Origin of the sequence: Fibrella rubiginis (assembly GCF_017353185.1) — a bacterium.
In the GTDB taxonomy this organism is placed as follows: Bacteria; Bacteroidota; Bacteroidia; order Cytophagales; family Spirosomataceae; genus Fibrella; species Fibrella rubiginis.
In genome coordinates, this window is sequence record NZ_JAFMYV010000001.1 from 216,386 (window position 1) to 237,961 (window position 21,576).

The window sequence follows — 21,576 nt, forward strand, 5'->3', positions numbered from 1 at the left end:
TTGACTGTTCGGACAAACACCCGTCTTTTGTGTCTACCAGACCAGATACGGGCATTTCGGATAAAGCGATGTAGCATTGCAACTACACTAGTATAACTACACCATTCCAATAAGGTTGTTTTCCTTCCTAAACATATGACTCTCCGCGCCGTTTGGCTCCACCTACGTCTGCCTTTCTCTGTTTATCTGCTGCCTGTCTGTCTGTTCGCCATGACCTTGCTGCCCGGTGTAAGCAACTGGTGGCTAGCTGTTTGGATGCTGATCATCATTCATGTGCTGGTGTACCCGGCGGCCAACACGTTCAACAGCTATTACGACAAAGATGAAGGCAGCGTGAACGGGCTCGAAAATCCGCCCCCTGTGGACAGAACGTTGTTTTGGGTGTCGATGGGCCTTGAAGCGCTGGCCCTGTTGGGTGGTATATTGATCAACACACCATTTGTGGTGTTTATTCTGGTCTATGGCGCGTTTATGAAGGCTTATAGTCACCCGGCTATTCGCATTAAAAAAAGGCCCATTGCCAGTTGGTTGCTCATCAGCACGTTTCAGGGTGGATTTGTTTTTCTGATGACCTACGCCGCGCTCCACGACATGAGCCTGTGGGAACTGCTGGCTACGCCGAGCCAGATCAAACTATGGCTGGGTGTATTGATTGCGTTTCTGAATATTCTGGCCTTGTACCCTGTCACGCAGGTGTATCAGCACGCCGAAGATGCGGGCCGGGGCGATCTTACCATTAGTCGGCTGATGGGCGTTCGGGGTACGTTTATCAATGCCTGGCTGTGCCTGCTGGCGTCTGGTGGGTGTTTTCTGGCATTTTACGAGGCGCAATGGCCGTTTTGGCTCATGCTGTCGCTGCTGGTGCCGGGCATCGTATACCTGGCCGTGCTCACCTACCGCGTCTGGCAAAATCCGGCTGCCGCCAACTACCGCGCCGCCACCTGGATGACCCGCCTCACCGGCTGGGGTATGAACGCTTTTTTCCTGATTCTACTGGTCAAATAGAACGCGCCATCAGCGGTCTATTGCTCTTCACCAATAGCCAAATTTCTTTTTCGGGAAAATCGCTTTTGGGATCATGGCGTGGACGCCCAGCACCTGGTCTACTACCTGACTCACTTCAAAATCAACACCGGTGCTGGCAATGGACAGGGCCTGATTAAACGTAAAGCCCAGTTCGGTCTGAATAAACTGAACGGCTTCGGCGAGGGCCTGCTTCATGGCTTTGTTCAGGTCTTTATCCAGCCCTACGGCAATGAAATGCGTGGGCGTTTCGGCGCGGCACTGCTTCAGGCCACTGTTTTTATGCACAATGAACTGCGCCGTCAGGTTCACGGCGGTTTCGATGGCTACCCCGCTCACCTCGCCATTACCCTGCGCCGCGTGACCGTCGCCGGTGGTGAACAGGCCCCCCGGTACCGACACGGGCAGGTGCAGCGTGGTGTGTTTGGTGAGGTGTTTGATATCGAGGTTACCACCAAAAAAGCCCGGCGGAATCGAGCTAACCCGCCCCGTTTCGGGTGGCGGCGATAGGGCCATAACGCCCATAAACGGCCGCAGGGGTATTTCCACGCCTTCCATGAAGGTGCCGGTGCGGCGTTTGGCATCGTAGCGGTACACAAACGTTTCGCGGTCTTTCACCAGGTCGGGAATACCGCCGCCACCCGGCCACACACTGTTCACGCCAAAGTCGGCGGGGAGGGTCAGGTCAAGAATCCGGATTTCGATATAGTCGCCGGGCTGGGCATTGTCGATGTAGATGGGGCCGGTGAGCATGTGCCCGCGAATGCCCGACGGTTCGGGCTTCACGTTCTTCATAATAGCAATCACTTCCCGCGCATGATCGTCGAGCGGGAGGTTGTGCGTTTTGTAAAATGCTTCGGGATCGGTGCGGCTTACCCCCGACGGGTTTACGGTTTGTATTTCAACGATGTCGCCGTCTTTGATCCGGCTCACGGGAGGAACGTCGGCCCCGAAATAGCCCCACACCATGTTTTCGGGCAGCGACCGCACCACACTGTCGGGCTTGATTCGCCGGGCAGGTTCGGGCAACAGATCAGCCTCCACCGGGGGTACTATTGCCTCAACGAGCGAAGGACTGACATGACCCAGGGCCAGGGCTGCGATACCCCGCCGGGTTGACTGCCGGAAAAAACGGCGACGAGAAGTAGACATACGTTGGGATGGTTGACGGTTGTATTCGGCGATTTGCCCGACCAATCTACCCAATTTTTACGGCCTGCCGAAAAGCACCACCTTTGTCTCATGCACATCGAACACCTGGCCATCTGGGTTCGCGATCTGGAACGGATGCGAACTTTTTACGAGACGTATTTCGCCGCCACGGCCAACAAAAAGTACGTGAATGGCGCCAAAGGCTTTTCATCCTATTTTCTGTCGTTTCCACGGGGCGGCCCGCGCCTTGAGCTAATGCAGATGCCGGGTATTCCTGACACGAAAAACGATGCCCTGGCGCAGTTTTCGGGCCTGATCCACTTCGCTGTTTCGGTTGGCACCGAAGCCACCGTTGATGCGCTTACCGAACGGCTCCGGGCCGATGGCCTTGTCGTAGTGGGCGAACCCCGCCGCACCGGCGACGGCTATTATGAAAGCGTGATCCTCGACCCGGAGGGCAACAGGATTGAGGTAACGGCGTAAATGCGGGAATCTAGCGTAAAGGCAATGTATTCAACAGAATGGCCGCCATATAATCCCGCTTGTTAACCACAATGTCGTGGCGGCTTTCGGGGAGAATAAACTCTTTGACGGCGGCATGGATAAGGTGCTGTTTGGCGAAGGCCACGTTGGTGGGGTAGACCAGGTCATCGCGCAGGCCGTGGAGCATGGTGATGCGGGCCGTAATGCGGGGCCAATCGGGCAGAATAGCCTCCAGTGCGTGTTTGTGGGCCAGTTTTTCGTCGTTGGCCAGCAGCAACAAAGGTGGCACCAGTGCCCGCAACGGTGTTTTGTCGACCCAGTAGCTAATATCGAAAGTACGTTCCAGACCCGGTCCCAGCGCCGACGAGACAAACACAACCTGATCAATCACACCGGGGTTGTTCATGGCCAGCCGCGCCGACACCGACCCGCCATACGACGAGCCTACCACCACCAGATAAGGCGACGATTTATAGCGGTTGATGAGCGGCTGAAGCAGTTCGGCCTGTTTTAGAATAGAGGGTTCTACGCGGCCAAAATCGGAATAACCGTAGCCGGGGCGGTCAACCGATACCAGTTGCGCCCGGTTCAGGAGGGCTGTGTCTTTAAAGAATTCGTTGAAAAACGAGAGTGAACTGGGTGCACCATGCACGAAAATAACGGTTGGCTTCCCCGGCAAAACGGGCGTCTCCATAAACCGGATGGTGCGGTTGCCTACCTGATACCGGTGCACGGAAGGTTGAATGGCCTGACCGGCAAATTCCGCCCGCAACGCCTCATCCGACTGTCGGAAATCAAACAGCCAGGCACCGGTCAGGACAAGGGCCAGTAATACCAGAAAGCCAACGGTACCCTGGAACAGGGCACGACCAGCGGTTTTTAAGGGAGTCAAGGTAGTGAATATCCAATGGCTTGGATGGATAAAGCGGCCCAGGGCCTTGTGTTGGTTGGTAACACAAATTATGGGCCGTTTTGTTTTGCCAGGCCAGCCGTTGCCTCGAAGAATGGAGCACAATGGCCTGCGCCGGGTTATGGCAATACAAAACCAGCAATTATCATGGAGAATAAACCTGACGAAGCCCTGCCTAACCTGACCAAGTTTGCCAACCCTGACGAATCAGTACTGGGGATACAGGAAGACCCTAACGAAGAGAAACCTGCCGGTGCCGCCGAGCTAATGACACCCGACGATGCGCCGGGGCCGGAAGACAACGAATAGTGACTAGGTGAAAAAGAACGGGCTGCTTATATGTCTGTTAACCAGACGCAAAGCCAGTCTGGTAGAAAAAATGTCGGTTTTTTTCGGGCCGACACTTGCGCCAAGTACCCCAACGCCCTACTTTTGCACCACGATTTCAGAACAACGGCAACGTTTATCTGCTCTGAAAACGAGTTTCTGGTTCGGTAGTTCAGTTGGTTAGAATGCCGCCCTGTCACGGCGGAGGTCGCGGGTTCGAGTCCCGTCCGGACCGCCAAGAGATTGGCCTAAAGCCTGTAAGTCAATCACTTACAGGCTTTTTTGCTTTTTTCCTGATTGAGCTTAAAACCTGTTTAGGCACGTTAGGATGCTTTATCATACTTTACGTTTGCTACCCATTTGTTACCGGGCTTTTTCTGAACTGCCCCGTGTAGGTTTGGGCCATCACCGTTTAACACACGATCTGATGGTCACGTACAAACTCGTATTCAACCGCAAAAAGAAGCTCGGTGAAGACGGCAAAGCATTGGTGCAAATTGAAGTATATAAGAAGAACGGCTTACGTCGTCATTTTACGACCGGCGTTCGGATAACACCCGGCCAGTGGAACGCCAAAAGCCGGGAGGTTAGAAACGACGCTTTGGCCAACCAGCGCATTACCCAGCGGCTCACCGAACTGCGCAATTTCGAGACCTATTTCCCTGCTACGCATGGCCGGGCCTTTGCTCTATCTGACTTCGATCTCATGGCCAGTGCCAACGTGGACGAGGCCGCACCCACCCAAACGTTTTCGGCCTACATGAAAGCCGAGATCGAGGCCGACAAGCCGGGCGTTGCTGCTGTTACTTATCAGCGACGGATGCGGGTGTGGAACCGGCTCAACCTGCACCACGGCGGGCTGGTAGCATTTGGCGATTTGACGTTTGCCTTCATCAACCGCTTTGATCAGGCCAAGCGGGGCCGCTTTAAACTGGACGATAACACCGTCGAGGCGGAACACAAGATTCTTAAACGCTACATCAGCCGGGCCGTGAAGTGTGGCCTGTTGCCCCAAAACCCCTACGACCAGTTTAAGATTAGGGGCAAGGTCGTTGACAAAGTGATCCTAACCGACGAAGAAATCAAGCGCATCGAAGCCTTGATCTTAGAGGGAGAGCAAGCCCAGCTTGCGATTTACCGAGATGCGTTTCTGCTGGCTTACTACACCATGTTGCGCGTGAGTGATTTGCTCACACTCACGCCTAGGCATATCAGTGAAACGGCCAATGGCCTCTTGATTGACAAGGTGCAGGTGAAAACGAAGCAACGGGTACAGATACCCACTTGGAGGTTACACGAGGGTAAGGCACAACACTTACTGCGGTCATACTGGCCGTCTACTGAAGGGGGCAGGTTCATGAAACGATCTGCCCAGAATCTGAATAAACGGTTGAAGGAGGTTTTGGCTCTGGCCCGGATCAACAAGACACGTATTGGCTTTCATACTGCCCGGCACAGTGGCATTACTGATTTGTGTCGGCGTGGCGTGATGCCTACTATCGTGATGAGGTTAGCCGGTCACGCCAACATTAAGATGACTATGCATTACGTCCACTTGTCGGGGGTCGATGTAGAGCAAGCACTAAGCAACGTGACTAGTTGGTAGAACAATATTTATAAATCGTACTGTAATGGCAAAAAAACCTAAACAAAAATTTCGCGGCATAGGAGTTAAACACTTTTTAAATACTAAACTCAAGCCGAAAATTATTATAACGGATAGCGAGCAGAAAGAATCATATCCCCTGTACGTTCAAATTACAGCACAGGGGCAGAATACAAGAATTAGAAGCCTTTTAGGCTCGTATGTATCTGTAAATGAATTTGCATCTTATCAAGAAAAGTACGCCGCAGATTTAGCTAAAGAGGCTTCCATAATACGGTATCAACTGTTTCAAATAGCCTCAGAAAGTGGTGAATTTGATTTAAGATGGAGCTATGCACCACTTGGTAGTTCGTATGGCAGCACTCAGTATCAGTTTGATTTATTTGTGAATAGTGCGCTCCAGTCACGAGTTGACAGATTGCTTCAACAATTTGTCGATAATACCTTGATTCCACTTGAGCGCATTTGGCATAGAGCGCAGTACAATCACCTTCCAGCGGAAAAGTTAACAGATATAGAGTTTGAAAATGCGATAGAAGAATATTATCCTGATAATGGCTTTCTACAATCAGAAGACATAGGAATTCACCATAGGATTAATTTAAATGGAGATGATGATGCTAATTTTTTTAGCTTGCTATTTAGTAATTATCTACCTGGCTTTGGTAAACTCAGGGCAGAATTTCCTGCCGAGTTTTGGGATTTACATTCATATGTAAATCGTATAAAAAAGGATCAAGATATACATCTTATCACGATAGATGACTGGTTCTCTGGTGAATTTGATCGACTGTTTATGGCTACCTGGAAGGATGAAGGAGCATTGAAGGCCATCCACGAAGGGTTTGACACTTTGCGGAGTGGTATGCACTCTGACTATCAGCAGTTCTTGAAGACACACGACCCGGCGACACATGTACCGCTTTAATGGATTAATTTTTTATTTGTCGAATATTATCCGTTAGCTTTGCCCCACAGGGTCGCAAACAATCCCCCTGTATCCTTTACATTGTGGCAAAGTCCCCTCCCCCCCCGGCTCAGGCCGATGAATGGCTCAGGCCAAAAGATGTTCAGCGGTATCTAAAAGTATCCGCGAACAGGTATTATCAACTCATCAAGGACAACGCATTCCCTGTAACCAAACCAGACCCAGAAGGCCGGTTGGTATACGTCAGTAAAGCTGACGTAGATGCCTTTGTTCGTAGAGGTTATCCGGCTGCGCAGTCTGTGTGAACTCGGAATGCTCCTCCTACGCGATAGGCATCAAAACAGACTTGCCCATCTCCAACCCATTCCTCGAACTATTTTTTCATCAAAAAGCCCCTGCCAGTGCTTCGAACACTAACAAGGGCAAGAGTCTTCAGGACAAGACGATGCAATTTAAAAGAAAATTTCTTCCGGTACGCCACGCGCGAACACGGACCGCTACAGGTCTATCTACCGGTACTGCCAGGTCGAAACGACCCTACGACAAGCCTCGGATAAAAAATTCCGGAATGGCCACTTCACGACCTATCCCCAGATCGAAAATTAATACAAGGTCGGTCATGTCACAGGCCGATGTAGACATTTTTTACGCTGCCATCAGGCGTCAAGAAGGCTTTGAGGTGTTCATTATCGCCTCGCTTGATAGCGAATCTGATTTTGTACACTGGCCAACCGGTATCCTTATTGATGGCTCATCCATTACGAAAACGGGCATTTCTGATGTAGCCAATTTTGAGGCTCATCATCAGTTAATGGCTTTCAAATCAGCTATTTACCGTGTGCTCATTCATAGGATAGCCAATGGACAAGCCCTGACCCAATCCGACGTACAGGCTGCCGTTGACTATAGCGTGCAACATCAACTATGGTTTGACTGCATTGCGGTCACTCAGCAAGCCGTGGACCGGGTACTTGATCTGCTTAGCTTATCCGCTATCACTGGAGAGCAGGCCAAGCGCCGTTGCCAGGCCATTGACCGAGCCGCCCAACGGTTAGAACGAGGCTTCGTCACGCACCCTCATTGACTGGATCACTCAGCCCGGCTACTCGCAATGGCCGGGCTTTACTCATTTTATGTCAGTAAATGATGAATAACTCTCCTGCATATAGACGGCTAGAAGCTGCCGTCGAAGGTGGGCAAGCCTTCAAAGCACCTACCTGTTGTGTCAGCTTCTTTGTAAAACGTCGTAATACATTCAGTATCATCGTGTTTCGACTCCTCACGAATGGCAAACGCGCTCCGGACGTATCAACGGGCATTCACTGCGACCGTGAAAACTTTGACCCTAAAACCCGCACCATCAAAAACGATCCGGTTAATTCAGCCCGGCTACGTACTCTGGAGGCCGCTGTGCAACGCATTTTCAAGGACCGCGAGCTAACGGGGCGTAGTCTGAATGCCAAGGTGATCCGTGACATAGCCTTGGGCCTGCGCGGACACAATGAGCCGTTACCTACCGTCATTGAGGGCATTCGCCGCTATCTGGAACGGCACGAGAAACGGGTGGCGATTCAAGACCTGGCCGACGGGTCGATGAAACGCTACCGTACCTACGCCGATATCCTGGAATGCTTTTTTACCCTGCAATCTGGCTACGGTAAAGACACCAACTTCAACGAGCTGAAACCCGCCCTGGAGCATCATCTGGTATACGACTACCTGAAAGCCAAAAGGGGCTATAGCCACAACTACGCCCTGAAAATCTTTCAGTTCATGCGCTCAATCATCGAGTACGCCGTAGCCGAAGAGTGGGCCGACCGAAACCCGATCCGGCACGTCAAGATTCGCAAATATCATAAAGACCCCGTTGCCCTGACGATGGCCGATCTGGAGCGGTTGCGTGATTTCACGTTTGCCGAGCCACACGCCAACCAGGTACGCGACGTGTTTTTGTTCTGCTGCTACTCCGGCCTTGCTTTTGTGGACGTGGCCACGCTAAGCCGGCACAGCCTGACTACGATCAGCGACGTGCCGTGTATTCTCAAGTCGCGCACCAAGTCCGGTGTACAGGCCTTCGTGCCCCTGTTTCCAGAGGCTAGTGCCATTTTAGACCGCTACGCCCAGCACGAAGCATGTCGCATGAAAGGGCTGCTGCTGCCCGTGCTGTCCAATCCTAAAATGAATAAGTGGCTCAAGATCATTGGGAATACCGTAGGCATCAAGGAGAGTCTGCATACCCACTTGGCCCGGAAGACGTTCACCATGTACTCCGAAGAGCTAGGCTTTAGCCTGAGTGAAATGGCGGTGATGATGGGACTAAAAAACGTCACCATGCTCGAAGATCATTACTATCAACGACGCCGGGAACCGGTCATCACGCGGTTTAAAAACATCTTCCGGCCAGACAGTGACCAGCAGCAAGCTGGCTAGACAACCACCCACCAAACCCCCGTACCGGCTGCTAGATCGGTACGGGGGTTTCGACTTCCAACTGATTTTATGAAGCCTATTCTGGAACCCCTAAAACCTAAATTAGACAAACTACGCGCAGAGGCTGCTGCGGCCATCGGCGTAAATGCCGATAGTAGCCAGCCCCAACCACCATCGACTAAACCCCGCCGCATTTCCCACCACAACGAGACGGAGGGTAAAAAGTCCAAACGGCAAATGGTCGAGCGAAACCTGGAAAGCCTTTATCAATTTCGCTATAATGAACTGACAGGTGGGGTTGAGTTCACGCCTTATGGAAAGGATACGTTTAGATCACTCGATGACTACCAACTCAACTCGATCTGTCGGCAGCTTGATACCAAACGCCAGATCGAAATTGCACCGGCCACGCTGTTAGGCTATCTCCAGTCCGATTTTGTCCCATCTTATCATCCGTTGATAGACTACTTCAAGGGATTGTCTGACCGAGAGGGTACAGCTACAATTGATGCCGTTGCCGCTACTGTGCAGGTGGAGAATGCGGGTCTATTTGCCGAGGCGCTCATGCGCTGGATGGTTGCCGCCGTGGCCAACGCCGTGGAAAAGAATAAGCGAATTTGCCGCAACCAAACGTGCCTGGTATTAACGGGAGGACAGGGCATATTTAAGACGACCTGGCTTGACGGTCTGTGTCCACCAACACTGCTTCCCTATAAGTTTACCGGCAAGATCAACCTTGAAAACAAAGACACGCTTGTCCTGCTGGCGCTTAAATTCATCATCAACCTGGATGATCAGCTTCGGGAGCTTAACAAAAAGGATGCCGATACGGTCAAAACGCTCATCAGCCACGGTAGCGTAACAGTGCGGCGACCCTACGACAAGATCACCTCGGAGCTTGAACGAACCGCTTCGTTCCTGGCTTCGGTTAACCACGATGAGTTTTTAGCCGATTCGACGGGAAGCCGCCGATTTTTTCCGTTTCGGGTGCTGGATATTGACCTTGATACGTTTCAGAAACTTGACATCGACCACGCATGGGCCGAAGCCAACACGCTTTACAAAAGCGGGTTTAAGTATTGGTGGAGCGCCGACGAGGTAGCGGCTAAATTCAACAATAGCGACGAGTTTCAGGTCGTTACCCCCGAATCGGAAATGCTTCATCACTACTATGAAGTAGTCAACGACGTGAGCCAGTCGAGCGTAGCCTTGACGACGACCATGCTACTAAGCCGCCTCCAGGACAAAACCCGCGTGACGCTATCGCTGAAAAAATTAGGCGAAGCCCTGCGTAAAGCGAACGCCATCCGGCAGAAAGCAAAAGGGAAAAACCGTAACTACTGCTACTTTCTGCGGGAGCGAACCGGGAGCGAATTAGAGGCGCTATCCACGCCCGATCTGGCCAGTTCACAAGAGAGTGGGTAAGATCAATTCTGCATCGGGGTAAGATCGGATGAAATCCACCTTACCCCGTTTTGCCTCGAAAGCGACCCCATTTTATTACTAATAAGTCTTTATATATTTTTTACTTACCCATCTTACCCAAATGTATAAAAGCCACGATACAGTCTAAAAATGGTTTTTTCCTGGGTAAGATTAATCTTACCCACATCTTACCCACAACTTACCCATTATTGAAAAAACTGCCGAATGAGTGACTTAGCGAGGGTGGGTAAGATGGGTAGGTAAAAAGTAGGTAAAAAGTTTTCAGAGTTTTTTGTCTTTGGCTGTTTCTGCCCGTGACTACTCAGCACACACCCCCCGAAAGGGGTAAAAAATGACGAATCACCACCTTACCCAACAAGCCATTGAGCGCTACGTGGCCGCCCTGGGGGCTACCCAATACCACGTTCGCCTGCTTAATTTCCAGACCGACCAGGCCAAGCCCGTCATCTACACGGCTACGCAGCTCACCGACCCCAAGACGGTCGCATACCTGCGGTGGCAAAACAGCCTGGGCTTCGACGTATACGCCCGTCCCGTTGGCTGGCAGTACGTGCTGCTCGATGATTTGACGCTCGATGCGCTGACCCGCATCAAAGCCGACGAGTTGCGGCCCTGTCTACTACTGGAAACCTCCCCTGGCAACTACCAGGCGTGGGTCATTCTAGCCGAGTGTCCCACCGACCGCGAAGGGGCTAAAACCATCTGCCGGGCGATGGCCCAAACATACCAGGCTGATTTATGCAGTGCCGAGCCGGATCACGTCGGACGACTGCCGGGCCTAACCAACCGAAAAGCCAAATACCGCCAGGCGAATGGTCAATTTCCTTTCGTTCGCCTCCACGGGGCTACGCATCGGCTGTCCCATTTTTCTACCCCTTCGGGGGGGTGTGTGCTGAACGATCCCCCGGTACCCCCGTCCGGGACAACTGAGACACCATCATACCCACTAACTACTGTGTCCCAAGGTGTCCAACTACTTGATAGACAGGCTGGGACACCGACTCACAGCTTTAGTGAACACGATTTCGGTATTGTGATAGGATTGGTCCGAAAAGGGTGGGATGATGACCGTATTGCGGCGCACCTGGTAGCTCACAGCCCTAATTTATCCAGCCGTAAAAAGCGGTACACCGGCAAATACATTGCCCGGACCATCGAAAAAGCCCGAAAAGTGGCCGGGTAGGTTACTGGATTGCCACTTGTGAGCAGGAGATAATACGAAATAATACAGTGAGCCATCGGCGTAATATGAAATAATACGGGGCCAGTAGCTTGTATTACTTCAATCTAAACCTAGCCAACCCGCTTCGTCTGTCCCACTAGGCAGTAGCATCAATCACCATCAACTAGTATCTGTTCATGGCCATTCAGATCAGCGGTTTTATGTCCCGCAAACAACTCAGTACCGTTTATAAGACCTCGCCCAAGACGTTTACGAAGTCGCTTGTCTTTCACTTTAAAGGAGAATTTACCGGGATTCGCCTGTTTTCGCCCGACCAGGTAGCGCGGATAGTAGCAGTATTGGGTCCCTGGGATATGACTATCGAGGACTAGGTGGTCATTGCGTCCCATGCGTGGCCACTCATGGCCTTTGGTTGCCCCTAGTGGATACCCCGTCGTAGCGTTCTGCTATTCTTGTTGCTCACAAACCAAGAGCAAAAACAATGACAAGGGCAAAAAGAATGACGACGGAACAGATTGAGCTAGCGCAGGATCTACAGGATGAGGGATACAGCTTCCGCGAGATTGCCAAGGAGTTAGGCGTGGCAAAATCGACGGTAGAACGCGCCCTCAAGCAAGCAATTGGGACAACCGATGAGGAAGAAGACGAAGAAGCAATCATCCCCGCTACCTTGCCACAGGTACGTCAAGCCGCTCCGGAAGCCAACTTGGCGGTTCATGCCTTAATGGCTGATTTATACCGACAACGCGAAGTGCGCCAGATAGAAACCGACCGCATTGATAACCGTAAGCAGTGGTTTGTCGATAAGGTCAACCGGCTTATCAAGGAATTAATCAAAAACGCGGGTAGAACCACTTGGGATGAGGGAGAAGTTGATGATTATATTCTGCGGGTAGACACGCTTAAAGAAAAGCTGCTCAAATTCTGCGAGAAGCACGCCATCGACGAGGAAGGGCTACAACTCTGGGCCGTCTTGACCGAGCTGGTCAACTTCATGACCGCACACATGAAGGAAAACCGCCCTTGGCTGGGTTCGGAAGTGACGTTCAACCTGAGTAAAGAAGCGATTCGTTCTTGGAAAGATAATATGGTGGATGAATTTGACCAGGAGGCCTATGAAGCGGATGAGGACGAGGAGGATGAAGATGAGGAAGATGAAGAAGATGAAGACGAGGAAGATGATTAGCTTCTGGTAACGTTAACCGATCTCAGACGTGGATACATCCACTAGGCAGCCCATCATGACATGCTGGCCTGCTGCCGGGTATTGATTGTCTCGTTGCTTTTCACTTCAACTTAAGTTATGAATTCACGATCCCTCGCCGGCTCAGACCCGGAAACTGGTGTTATCTACGGATCACACGACACCACCACCGACGATTTGCTGTATCCCACGTGGTTGGACTTAATGGAATGTAACATTTGCTCGGTGGCCCAGTGGCTGCGATTTGCCTATTACGATGAAGCTACAGCCCTTGCCAACGGCTGTAGCCTAGACAGGCGCAGGGGGGCGCAGGTAGCCTTACTAATGGCCAACCGGAAATTCGCCGCAGTAGGTGGCGATGCCGCCCGGTTGAAGGCAGCTATTCTCGGTGGTTGGGGGAACGGCGGCAGTGTAAGAATGAGAGAGATAGATACGGGGGCACTAATGAGGTTGCTGCCTCACTTAAAGGCGATGCAGGAGATTATGGGGCTACCCGCCAACACGCCAACCAACTTAGCCGATCCGGGAATAGGTAGTATTGGGGCAACACCCACCCTACTAAGTAAAGAGGTTACTTTTTCACCCACTTTACCCCAAAACGAGATTATTGGCTCTATCCATCGGTTGTGGAGCGACCTGGAACCGGTGATCAAGGCAGCGGCATCCCGAACCAACGTACCGCCCTGGCTCATTACCGTCATTGCCGCCCATGAAATCAAGTTTTCACCTTACGGTAAGGCCAATACAAAAAGACCCTATGCCACCGGTGCGGCCCAAATCACGCCCCTCACGTTTTACGATATTTTTTACATCGCTACTACATGGGGGCTGGTTACGCCAGCGTTCACCGCTTATATGCAACAACGAATGGGTTCTTTCTGGCCGCGCTACAAGCAACTGGCCATGAACCGACAGGCTGAGCCACGTCCCTACCCGATGGCTATTAAGCTGCTGAGAGACCCCGAATTGAACTTGACGATGGCGGGATTACACCTAGCTTGCCTAATTCGGTTTACTAGCGGCGCACAGCCTGGCTTACCGGTTGACTTGCCTAGACTGGTGCTTGGCTACAACAAGGGCATTGCTTGGACCATGACCCAGATAGCAGGCTACATGGGCAAAAAACAAGACTTTCTCATCCGGGAAGTCGCTAAGCCTACCTGGGTGTTCCCCAAAGCCTTTACCTTATCAGCCCCGGCCCTTCGCGCTATCCAGTCTGTTCCCGAAGCCCGTAGTTACATTGCCGATCACCTAGCTCCCGGTGGTTATTTTCAGCAGGCGGCGGCGTTAGGATTGATGGCTAACAACCCTAGTGGTCAACCCGTTGTAATAGGAGGGTAAATGATGCTTAATTCATAATGTAAGTGACCTTATCTTTGGGGTTTCTTCGGACTGAATGGCAGACCAACTAAACGCTCCGCTCTACTTTTTGACGCCGGCTGATTTACAGCAGATTGCTGGTAACCGGTCCATTGCGTCCTGCCGAAAAGATCACCGGTATTTATGCGATTTATTCGGCATCGACAAAAAAAGGCATCCGGGTATTCCGCTGCACACATATGCCGCTTACCTTGACCTACCGCCAGAGATGATATTGGACAAGCTCGGCATCAACCGATAAAGGTTTGTTGAGTTTAGGTGTTTATCAGACCAAAGGTTATTGGGCAATGGTGGCTTCAAGCCCTTCCAGTAGCACAAGACCTGGCGTGATCAGGCCGGAGCCGGGATTGTCATCCGGTACAGGTGGCTGCTCCGACTAAAGACCGATGGTATGTATATTACCATCGACCAGCATTTGCCTGAAGTGATCTATTACTATCAATCCCCGCTTTTTCTGAAAGTGGGGATTATTGTTAGAAGTTACATCTTTATCTCACACTGAATTGCAGAGCAATAGGTTGGGTGTGAATCGGGAAATAATTCAGTAACGAATTACCCTTTATGAGCCTGTTAAGAAAGCAGTTTGTCAACAAGTTACTGGGATAATTTCTCCAGTTGGCCCTCCTCGTTGTAGCCATACCAAACGCCTTCATAACGAAACCGACCTTGTTTGGCATCTGGATTAAGCCTGGAGTTTCTGCGCCGTTTCGGTGCGCTGATTACTTTCTGAACCAACTTCGTTTTGAGCATAAGTCTGTGCAGCCGTGTTGGCAATTTAGTGGTAACGTGGGTCAAATTTTGGCCGTCTTTGGGTTGTATTCTTTGGGTGTTCTTGACGTATTCTTTTCGATTATTACAATATTATTTACCTTAAATGAGTATAATCACTCAGTATTATTTTCGATTATTGGCTATTATTTCCCTTCTTCGGTCTATTATTTGGCCGTTTTTTGGCTATTCTGCCGTTTTCCAGCCTGAATACAGCTCGATTATCCGCCTATACTAACCACAAACGTACTATTTTGGATCTATTTGCTGTTATTGATGACCAACGTATGCCCTTCTCCGTAGCTGTGATTGATGCTTATTTGTTGTTAGCTTGAGCGGGCACCATCACCTAGTAAACCAGCACTGAAAAAGCGACATGGTTGGCCGATTCACCATGAATCAGGGGATGAGATTAGCTATATTTATCACATGGAGACGCTAATTATCAAAGTAACCAGCTTACACAGGGCCAAGACGATGGCTAAAGCACTGGCTGAACAAAGCGGCGTGATGGCCGTTTCGATTCAGCCATCTACGACGCCTCGCCGCACCCGCGCCCGTGTCGATCCTGTTACGCTGGCTAGCGAAGCCAGCTTGGCCCAAGCTTGGAACAGCCCGGAAGATGAGGTTTGGGACGCGTATTACCAGGAGCTATGTACTAAAAAGGCGATATAGTTTTTGTGAACTTTCCCTTCAGCGACGGTACGAAATTCAAGGTTCGTCCTGCCCTGATCATATCGGGTAGCCGGGTGAATAAGACCGGTGATTATCTGTTCATTCAACTTACATCGGATAGGTCATGGGCCGATGTGTTGGCTCCCACAATCGGGTGTGCGCCGGAGTAAGAGAGCCGGAATGGTCTATACCACCGTTGCCTTTGGGCCGAGTAGACTCGATTCCTACACACCTACTAGCTTGTCGTTATTCGGTGTACGTAGTCCCCTGCTGGTCTACAGCGTGGTAGTGAGCTAAATTTGCTGTTGCTTTGTTGTAGTATTGTACAGCATAATCACACTCAAATGACAGCACTGGCAAAAAATTATGATGGAATCTGTTTTCAGTTGAGGCATTACCCGTCTGCTCAGTCGGACGCTCAGTTGAAAAGTGATCTGGACCGATTGACCTCCGAGATAAGTGCATTGGTGCGGTCTAAACGGAAGATTCGCCCCCAGTCGGTCATGATGCTTGGTCAAGTTTTCAACCTACGCGTTAAAGCACTCATATGGTTTGCAGCCAACAGGAGCCTCACGCTGTCAGATATGTTTGAGGGTAACATTTCAAGGATGGAAGAACTGAAGTCGAGCAAGAGACTTGAGTTTTTGTTCGATAATATTCTGTTTGCACTGAGATGTAATCAACGTGTTGCTGAATCTTTAGCTGAGAATGGGGTATCAGATGGCACACCTTTGCCAATCACACCGGATATAACCTACTCACAATTTGTCACTTCGATAGCTCTGGCCAGCATTGACGATAGGACCGGTCAGAAAATTGTGGATTTCACAAATGCCTCATTGCATATTGAATTTGGTCTTTTTGCCGCAGATATTATTAATGACGAAAAGGCAAGCGTAGCTGATAGTACTATCAACGAGCTAGCCTTTCTAATAGCCGATGCAGCTCAAAACTATGTTGCTATAGCGACTGAACTTGGTCTTTTGAAACCACGGTCAATCAGAAACCCCATCCCAACTATATCCCTTGATTCTGATTTTATAGATGAGCAGAAGGAACTGGCCGATTCGGGTTTAGATGAATTTGCCTTAAACTTTGCTAATTGATGGGTCAAAGCTTTACTAAGGGACAAATTATCAATGTGAATCTTGGAAATCCTCCAGAGGAAGTCAAAGGTCACGAACAAGGCTTAGAAAGACCTTGTGTAATTATAAAGTCGTTCGACAACTTGAATCTAGCGGTTGTTGTTCCACTCACAACCAAAGAGCCTAAATACAGTCTATTTACAACTGTAAAAATTATAAAGAAAACCGCTGGGCTCACAGCCGACAGCTACGCCTTGTGTCACCAAATTAGAACTATTTCGTTTGACCGAATTGTAGGCAAACGGGGAAAATTACCAGATATAGACGTGTTAAAGGTTCAAGCAGTCCTGATTGATATTCTCGAACTTTAGTTTACTCAATAAAAGTCAGTATGTTGCTCAAAAACCTTTGAGGTTATATTAAGATCGAAGTGCAAACTATATAAGCAGACACGTGCTAAGTACATCTTTCTGCGCAACATAGAAAGTGTACAATCGTATTATCCTCTTCCTTCTGCCATTTTATCGAAATGAAACAGCATTACTTCAACCGCGATATGCTTTTGGTCGTCCTGCGGTAACTTAAATATGAACTGAAGAAATCTTTCCTTACGAGTACCAACGAAGCTAACAGCTGCTGGATGAGTTAGTGTTACCTGATTAACTGCCTGAAGGATAGCTGATAAATTAGGTCCCTTGACAAAAATAATTAACGCTGTTTTAGAGTCGTCCCAGGTTAAATATTCTAACAACTGAGTTAAAGCTTCGAGATAGTGCTTCGGCCCTTTCCAGACTTTACACTCTCCAACGAACAAATTCGTACCGTCGTTATTCTTGAGCAAAATATCTGTTTTACCACTACGGTTGAAGGTTTCTCCCGTAACGCTCCCTCCATCAAATGACACCTCTAATTGCATCAAAAAAAGGTCTCGTAGTGCTTCTTCGTCTTTCCCAACATATAACGATGGTTTACGCTCAGCAGATAAACCAAAACGAGTCAAGCAGTCAATAATGTCCCGGTATGTTTTGTTATCGACGGTTGGCTGAGGGACACATGTCTTAGCAGTAACAGTTGGCTTTTGAATCGCTGGCCTCTTCTCTATTTTAGGGACGTTGTATGTTTTAGGAGCGTCCGGGTTTTTTGTTACATTGATGGCAGTGAAAAAACTGTTCTCTTGTATATAAGCTTCCTTGACCTCAGCGAATTGACGACTTATAAAAGCAGGCAATTGAGCATTAAATGTAGATGCGTTATTGTTAATTGCTTGAACATGTTCCCTTAATGAACGCAATGCACTATTTTTCTCTTGATTAAACTCATCTGGATCTTGGGATTGGATATTGAATTGAAAAGTAATTTTACTCCCCGAAACGGCAAATTTAGGGCGTCCACCAATGCTGTAAATTGTCGGCATTATACCCCATAGTTCGGCTGATCCTTCTACAAGACACGCGATATTACATTCCCAATAGTAAGGGCTATATCGCCTGCGTTCATTTTCGTCTAATTTTCTTTCCCGCTGTCTGGGCGGTTGGATATCCAGCGACTCTTCAAAAAGTTGAAGTGGCTCAAAGCTAAATGCACTTAAGAGGTGCTTCTGATACTCTGCCTCGTTCACATTTAAAATGTAGTCTTTGGGTTGCTTCTTTATCTCCTGTTTCAAACGTTCAAACCGTTCCTCAGAAAACTCAAACCAGCCTCTAGGGCGGTTAGACCCGTTTGATATGACCATTGATTTATTTATATCAGATGAAGGGAGTAAAGGTAGTGTCTCAGTTTGAATTTTAATGCTTGACCGGATAAGCAACAGGTTTGTATCTTTGGTGCATGGCTAATAAAGACAGACCCAGAGACGTAAACCAGCTTGCAAAGCTGATTGCTGACATTGCAACAGGCGAAGAATCCAACGATCAACCCGAAAACACCAAGAACCCCGCTGCTGTTGCGCTGGGCCGCTTAGGTGGGCTGAAAGGTGGTAAGGCAAGGGCAAGCAGCCTCACACCGGAACAGCGCAAAGAGATTGCACAGAGGGCGGCGGCGAAACGGTGGAAGAGAGATTGATTAATTGTACTCCTCAAACAAATTCAGTTGCCACGAATCACCTGCTTTTTTGCGCAAGCGATTGTAAAGTTGTGAGTAAGTAACACAGTCTTTTGCTTCTTCAATTACACCGTCAATAAATTGCTTTAAGTGTGCTTCGCCCAAATCGGTAAGGAGTTGAAAGTGTTTAAGTAGTCGGTATCCTTCGGTAGTTATGGGATTCCTGTTTTGTAATTCTTTGAGCGTGCCTTTTGGGAAACGCAGATAAATAATTTCATTCGTTATCCTTGCTAAAATTTTCGGTTTTCTTTTGAGACTTTCTTCATCATAAGGTAAACCTAACAACCTAAGAAGTTCTGTATAAAACGGTCGGGGGAAAGTAACAACATGGGGTTTTGCTTCCCCTATCATGGGGTTGCTACTATTCTTGTTACGACGTCTATATTCTGATAGACTAAACTTTTCGTTTTTTCTGTCGAGTGCCTCGTCCGTTCCCTGTACGTCAACAAAGTTTTTAATGTTAGAATAAAGCTGACGCTTTTCTTCTTCAGGGCTCAGTTTTTTTACTTTTGGCTTCTTAACCTCATTGAGGTTAGTTGTCTTTTTTGTCTTTGACATATTACAAACCGTTAAAAACCTCTTCTTGACGTTGTTGTGTGATTTCTTTTATAGACCTTCGTTTTTGCCACGGATTTCCGTTCAAAGCACTAATAGCTTTGCTCACGTTAGGGATAAACTCATTAAATCTTCCCCACACCTTCTTATCTTTATCTTGGTTATCCCAGCAATAAAAAATATAAATTATACTAGGATGAATGTAGTTCGCCTTTGCAAACTCCCTCACAAAGGTTGAATTGCCTATGTATGGTACGACGTCCTTCATCATTTCTATTGGAACCAAGCAACTACGGGCAAAGTCATCAGCATCTACCTCTTCTTTGGAAAATAGATCGAGAGCGCCTGAAACGTGATACGATTCTAATTGTATTAGTTCCCAATCGTACAGCACATGGTGTATTTCGTGCATAAGTGCAAACCACAATGAAGGATAATAATTCGTATAATTGGTCAACGCGATTGCAGGCTTATCGTTAACTGCAAATGTTGCACCCCTTACATACATGCCGTCAATGTATGGCTCAAATATTACTGTTACTCCAAGTTTAAAAAGGTCTCTTATTGCTTGATAAAGACCCTTCTCTTCATTCATAGAATGCCATCTTAACTTAGGTATATATTCGAAAAGTTTCCCTCTGTCGTATTCAAAGTAATTGTTAATCTTTGAGGCATTTTTTCTAGCTGACTTTAACCAAAAGTTTTTAGTTAACTTATCTTTTGGTTTACGTTTAGTACTACTACTTAACGCGCTATCAAACTTTTCACTCTCATACTCAAAAATTGATTTATAGCCAAAATAGGAAATGAGCCTTTCATTTATGTGTTTGAAGTCTGTTGTACTATCGAGGAAACCAATTTTATGCAGAGTATTTAAGTCAAAATTATTGACAATAAACTCCCTAACCTTGTATTCTTCCAATTCATCTTTAAAACCTGTTTGAAGTTTTTTGAATAACAAACTGACAACGTGTTCAGGCGATAAATTTAGGAAGTGCGCAAATTTAAGAAGTGCTAAAAAATCTAATCGTTTTTGTGTCCCGTCAAGGATTCCCGTTAAAGTTCTACTTTCAATATCTAAAATTGAAAGAGCTGTAGTTTGATTGATACCCAACTCAGCTAGCCTCTTCTCAAAGTGCTGCCTTATCGGGCCTTCGCTTTTACCAAAGATATTGCCCAAAAATAGCCGGTCTTCATCGTGGAACAAATCTGTATTATCTAGCATGACCGTGTTTGTTTGTAAAATTACAAATCAAAATTACGCGTTTTTTGGCAATTAGCAATACTTTTGAAGAAATATTTGTAAAAATACAAATCATAATGAATTTATGCTTGACTGATAAAGCATTAATTATTATCTTTAACATATGAACAAGCTACCCATTGCCAAACGCTCCCAGATCATTCAACTCTTAGTAGAGGGCACCAGCCTACGGGCAACGTCACAGATTGCTGACGTGTCGATCAATACGGTTACGAAGCTATTGGTAGACGTTGGGGCAGCTTGTCAGCAGTTTCACGACGATACGGTAATCAACGTCACCAGTCAGCGCGTACAATGTGATGAGATATGGAGCTTCGTCTATGCTAAAGCGAAGAACGTAGAAGAGGCAACAGCCGCACCAGAAGGCGCGGGGGACGTCTGGACATGGACAGGCTTAGATGCTGACGCGAAGCTGATTATAAGCTGGTACGTGGGCAATCGGGATGCCGAATCAGCCCTTGACTTTATGCAGGACGTGAAGAGCCGTGTTGCTAATCGTATTCAACTCACTACGGACGGTCATAAGCCTCATCTAAAGGCAGTTGACACTGCGTTTGACGGTGAGGTATACTTTGCCCAACTGGTGAAGATATACGGCTCACCAGAGGGTACGGGTAATGAAAAGTGGTATAGTTCGGCTGAGTTTACTGGCACCAAGAAAGTAATCATTGAAGGTCGTCCCGACGAAAAGCACATTTCTACCTCGTTCGTGGAGCGTCAGAATCTGACCATGCGTATGCATATGCGCCGGTTTACGCGTTTTACCAACGGCTTTTCCAAAAAAATTGAGAGCCATTGCCATGCCATTGCCTTGCACTTCGTCTACTACAACTTCTGCAAAGTGCATAAGACCTTGCGCGTAACCCCGGCAATGGAAGCTAAATTAGCTGACCGGCCAATGAGCATTCAGCAACTTGTCGAACTGACTGATTAAATTCAAACTAAGACACTACTGGAGTAAACAATGAAGTGAAGGCTCTGATAGCTTTGAGTCAAAGTTAATGTATCTCCAGCATTTTGCTACCGATTTGCTACCCGCGCTAGAAAAGCCTTGTAA

Annotated in this window: 24 protein-coding genes and 1 tRNA gene; 20 read left to right on the plus strand and 5 right to left on the minus strand. The window is 48.4% G+C overall.

Annotation, left to right across the window (positions count from 1 at the left end; translation table 11 throughout):
• The first annotated feature begins 135 nt into the window (after positions 1-135).
• Positions 136-1,005 carry a UbiA family prenyltransferase gene (locus J2I47_RS00805; RefSeq protein WP_207362646.1) on the plus strand — a complete coding sequence of 290 codons (870 nt, stop codon included), beginning with the start codon at positions 136-138 and terminating at the stop codon, positions 1,003-1,005.
• Between the two features lie 27 nt (positions 1,006-1,032).
• Here J2I47_RS00805 and J2I47_RS00810 read toward each other — a convergent pair whose 3' ends face one another.
• The gene (locus J2I47_RS00810; protein ID WP_207362647.1) at positions 1,033-2,175 is read right to left on the minus strand and encodes an acetamidase/formamidase family protein; all 1,143 of its coding nucleotides are present in this window, start codon (positions 2,173-2,175) and stop codon (positions 1,033-1,035) included.
• 90 nt (positions 2,176-2,265) lie between these two features.
• On the opposite strand from J2I47_RS00810, the gene J2I47_RS00815 reads away from it, so the two are divergent.
• Positions 2,266-2,658: a VOC family protein gene (locus tag J2I47_RS00815; RefSeq protein ID WP_207362648.1), complete on the plus strand. Its 393-nt coding sequence runs from the start codon at positions 2,266-2,268 to the stop codon at positions 2,656-2,658.
• A 10-nt stretch (positions 2,659-2,668) separates the two neighbouring features.
• Here J2I47_RS00815 and J2I47_RS00820 read toward each other — a convergent pair whose 3' ends face one another.
• Positions 2,669-3,550 carry an alpha/beta fold hydrolase gene (locus tag J2I47_RS00820; protein ID WP_229374193.1) on the minus strand — a complete coding sequence of 294 codons (882 nt, stop codon included), beginning with the start codon at positions 3,548-3,550 and terminating at the stop codon, positions 2,669-2,671.
• Positions 3,551-3,715: 165 nt separating this feature from the next.
• On the opposite strand from J2I47_RS00820, the gene J2I47_RS00825 reads away from it, so the two are divergent.
• From J2I47_RS00825 to J2I47_RS00900, 16 genes are all read left to right on the plus strand, one after another.
• Positions 3,716-3,877, plus strand: coding sequence for a hypothetical protein (locus tag J2I47_RS00825; RefSeq protein WP_207362649.1), 162 nt, complete (start codon positions 3,716-3,718; stop codon positions 3,875-3,877).
• 179 nt (positions 3,878-4,056) lie between these two features.
• Positions 4,057-4,133 (plus strand) — tRNA-Asp (locus J2I47_RS00830).
• Between the two features lie 189 nt (positions 4,134-4,322).
• Positions 4,323-5,501, plus strand: a complete 1,179-nt coding sequence (locus J2I47_RS00835; protein WP_207362650.1) for a site-specific integrase — start codon at positions 4,323-4,325, stop codon at positions 5,499-5,501.
• 25 nt (positions 5,502-5,526) lie between these two features.
• Positions 5,527-6,429 carry a hypothetical protein gene (locus J2I47_RS00840; protein WP_207362651.1) on the plus strand — a complete coding sequence of 301 codons (903 nt, stop codon included), beginning with the start codon at positions 5,527-5,529 and terminating at the stop codon, positions 6,427-6,429.
• An 83-nt stretch (positions 6,430-6,512) separates the two neighbouring features.
• Positions 6,513-6,734, plus strand: coding sequence for a helix-turn-helix domain-containing protein (locus tag J2I47_RS26935; RefSeq protein WP_207362652.1), 222 nt, complete (start codon positions 6,513-6,515; stop codon positions 6,732-6,734).
• A gap of 314 nt (positions 6,735-7,048) precedes the next feature.
• A complete protein-coding gene (locus tag J2I47_RS00850; protein ID WP_207362653.1) occupies positions 7,049-7,513 on the plus strand; it encodes a hypothetical protein in 465 nt (154 codons plus the stop codon).
• A 182-nt stretch (positions 7,514-7,695) separates the two neighbouring features.
• A complete protein-coding gene (locus tag J2I47_RS00855) occupies positions 7,696-8,859 on the plus strand; it encodes a site-specific integrase (protein WP_207362654.1) in 1,164 nt (387 codons plus the stop codon).
• A gap of 69 nt (positions 8,860-8,928) precedes the next feature.
• Positions 8,929-10,284, plus strand: coding sequence for a VapE domain-containing protein (locus J2I47_RS00860; RefSeq protein ID WP_207362655.1), 1,356 nt, complete (start codon positions 8,929-8,931; stop codon positions 10,282-10,284).
• 352 nt (positions 10,285-10,636) lie between these two features.
• The gene (locus J2I47_RS00865; RefSeq protein ID WP_207362656.1) at positions 10,637-11,488 is read left to right on the plus strand and encodes a DNA-primase RepB domain-containing protein; all 852 of its coding nucleotides are present in this window, start codon (positions 10,637-10,639) and stop codon (positions 11,486-11,488) included.
• Between the two features lie 176 nt (positions 11,489-11,664).
• Positions 11,665-11,859, plus strand: a complete 195-nt coding sequence (locus J2I47_RS00870; RefSeq protein WP_207362657.1) for a hypothetical protein — start codon at positions 11,665-11,667, stop codon at positions 11,857-11,859.
• A 128-nt stretch (positions 11,860-11,987) separates the two neighbouring features.
• Positions 11,988-12,674 (plus strand): helix-turn-helix domain-containing protein, encoded by a 687-nt coding sequence (locus tag J2I47_RS00875; protein WP_207362658.1) that lies wholly within the window; start codon positions 11,988-11,990, stop codon positions 12,672-12,674.
• 117 nt (positions 12,675-12,791) lie between these two features.
• A complete protein-coding gene (locus J2I47_RS00880) occupies positions 12,792-14,033 on the plus strand; it encodes a lysozyme family protein (protein WP_207362659.1) in 1,242 nt (413 codons plus the stop codon).
• Positions 14,034-15,269: 1,236 nt separating this feature from the next.
• Entirely contained in the window at positions 15,270-15,515 is a 246-nt protein-coding gene (locus tag J2I47_RS00885) for a hypothetical protein (RefSeq protein ID WP_207362660.1), read from the plus strand.
• A 5-nt stretch (positions 15,516-15,520) separates the two neighbouring features.
• The gene (locus J2I47_RS26940; protein WP_207362661.1) at positions 15,521-15,685 is read left to right on the plus strand and encodes a hypothetical protein; all 165 of its coding nucleotides are present in this window, start codon (positions 15,521-15,523) and stop codon (positions 15,683-15,685) included.
• 174 nt (positions 15,686-15,859) lie between these two features.
• On the plus strand, positions 15,860-16,621 hold the full coding sequence (locus J2I47_RS00895) for a hypothetical protein (RefSeq protein ID WP_207362662.1): 762 nt from the start codon (positions 15,860-15,862) through the stop codon (positions 16,619-16,621).
• Complete coding sequence (locus J2I47_RS00900) at positions 16,621-16,971, plus strand: type II toxin-antitoxin system PemK/MazF family toxin (RefSeq protein WP_207362663.1); 351 nt, start codon at positions 16,621-16,623, stop codon at positions 16,969-16,971. The genes J2I47_RS00895 and J2I47_RS00900 overlap by 1 nt, the downstream gene beginning before the upstream one ends.
• A 128-nt stretch (positions 16,972-17,099) precedes the next feature.
• On the opposite strand, the gene J2I47_RS00905 is transcribed toward J2I47_RS00900, so the two are convergent.
• Positions 17,100-18,407 (minus strand): hypothetical protein, encoded by a 1,308-nt coding sequence (locus J2I47_RS00905; protein ID WP_207362664.1) that lies wholly within the window; start codon positions 18,405-18,407, stop codon positions 17,100-17,102.
• Between the two features lie 20 nt (positions 18,408-18,427).
• Here J2I47_RS00905 and J2I47_RS00910 point away from each other — a divergent pair, with 20 nt between their 5' ends.
• Positions 18,428-18,661, plus strand: a complete 234-nt coding sequence (locus J2I47_RS00910) for a hypothetical protein (protein ID WP_207362665.1) — start codon at positions 18,428-18,430, stop codon at positions 18,659-18,661.
• Here the strand turns inward: J2I47_RS00910 and J2I47_RS00915 are convergent, their stop codons facing one another.
• Together J2I47_RS00915 and J2I47_RS00920 are read right to left on the minus strand one after the other, a co-directional pair.
• On the minus strand, positions 18,662-19,258 hold the full coding sequence (locus J2I47_RS00915; protein WP_207362666.1) for a P63C domain-containing protein: 597 nt from the start codon (positions 19,256-19,258) through the stop codon (positions 18,662-18,664).
• 1 nt (position 19,259) lies between these two features.
• Positions 19,260-20,480: an ImmA/IrrE family metallo-endopeptidase gene (locus J2I47_RS00920; RefSeq protein WP_207362667.1), complete on the minus strand. Its 1,221-nt coding sequence runs from the start codon at positions 20,478-20,480 to the stop codon at positions 19,260-19,262.
• 142 nt (positions 20,481-20,622) lie between these two features.
• Between J2I47_RS00920 and J2I47_RS00925 the strand changes: the two genes are divergently transcribed.
• A complete protein-coding gene (locus J2I47_RS00925; RefSeq protein ID WP_207362668.1) occupies positions 20,623-21,453 on the plus strand; it encodes a DDE-type integrase/transposase/recombinase in 831 nt (276 codons plus the stop codon).
• Positions 21,454-21,576: the final 123 nt, after the last annotated feature.

Excerpts from the sequence above, each read along its gene's own strand:
- J2I47_RS00805 (WP_207362646.1), top strand. The coding sequence starts at position 136 with ATGACTCTCCGCGCCGTTTGGCTCCACCTACGTCTGCCTTTCTCTGTT.
- J2I47_RS00810 (WP_207362647.1), bottom strand. The coding sequence starts at position 2,175 with ATGTCTACTTCTCGTCGCCGTTTTTTCCGGCAGTCAACCCGGCGGGGT.
- J2I47_RS00815 (WP_207362648.1), top strand. The coding sequence starts at position 2,266 with ATGCACATCGAACACCTGGCCATCTGGGTTCGCGATCTGGAACGGATG.
- J2I47_RS00825 (WP_207362649.1), top strand. The coding sequence starts at position 3,716 with ATGGAGAATAAACCTGACGAAGCCCTGCCTAACCTGACCAAGTTTGCC.
- J2I47_RS00835 (WP_207362650.1), top strand. The coding sequence starts at position 4,323 with ATGGTCACGTACAAACTCGTATTCAACCGCAAAAAGAAGCTCGGTGAA.
- J2I47_RS00840 (WP_207362651.1), top strand. The coding sequence starts at position 5,527 with ATGGCAAAAAAACCTAAACAAAAATTTCGCGGCATAGGAGTTAAACAC.
- J2I47_RS00850 (WP_207362653.1), top strand. The coding sequence starts at position 7,049 with ATGTCACAGGCCGATGTAGACATTTTTTACGCTGCCATCAGGCGTCAA.
- J2I47_RS00860 (WP_207362655.1), top strand. The coding sequence starts at position 8,929 with ATGAAGCCTATTCTGGAACCCCTAAAACCTAAATTAGACAAACTACGC.
- J2I47_RS00865 (WP_207362656.1), top strand. The coding sequence starts at position 10,637 with ATGACGAATCACCACCTTACCCAACAAGCCATTGAGCGCTACGTGGCC.
- J2I47_RS00870 (WP_207362657.1), top strand. The coding sequence starts at position 11,665 with ATGGCCATTCAGATCAGCGGTTTTATGTCCCGCAAACAACTCAGTACC.
- J2I47_RS00875 (WP_207362658.1), top strand. The coding sequence starts at position 11,988 with ATGACGACGGAACAGATTGAGCTAGCGCAGGATCTACAGGATGAGGGA.
- J2I47_RS00880 (WP_207362659.1), top strand. The coding sequence starts at position 12,792 with ATGAATTCACGATCCCTCGCCGGCTCAGACCCGGAAACTGGTGTTATC.
- J2I47_RS00885 (WP_207362660.1), top strand. The coding sequence starts at position 15,270 with ATGGAGACGCTAATTATCAAAGTAACCAGCTTACACAGGGCCAAGACG.
- J2I47_RS00895 (WP_207362662.1), top strand. The coding sequence starts at position 15,860 with ATGACAGCACTGGCAAAAAATTATGATGGAATCTGTTTTCAGTTGAGG.
- J2I47_RS00900 (WP_207362663.1), top strand. The coding sequence starts at position 16,621 with ATGGGTCAAAGCTTTACTAAGGGACAAATTATCAATGTGAATCTTGGA.
- J2I47_RS00910 (WP_207362665.1), top strand. The coding sequence starts at position 18,428 with ATGGCTAATAAAGACAGACCCAGAGACGTAAACCAGCTTGCAAAGCTG.
- J2I47_RS00915 (WP_207362666.1), bottom strand. The coding sequence starts at position 19,258 with ATGTCAAAGACAAAAAAGACAACTAACCTCAATGAGGTTAAGAAGCCA.
- J2I47_RS00920 (WP_207362667.1), bottom strand. The coding sequence starts at position 20,480 with ATGCTAGATAATACAGATTTGTTCCACGATGAAGACCGGCTATTTTTG.
- J2I47_RS00925 (WP_207362668.1), top strand. The coding sequence starts at position 20,623 with ATGAACAAGCTACCCATTGCCAAACGCTCCCAGATCATTCAACTCTTA.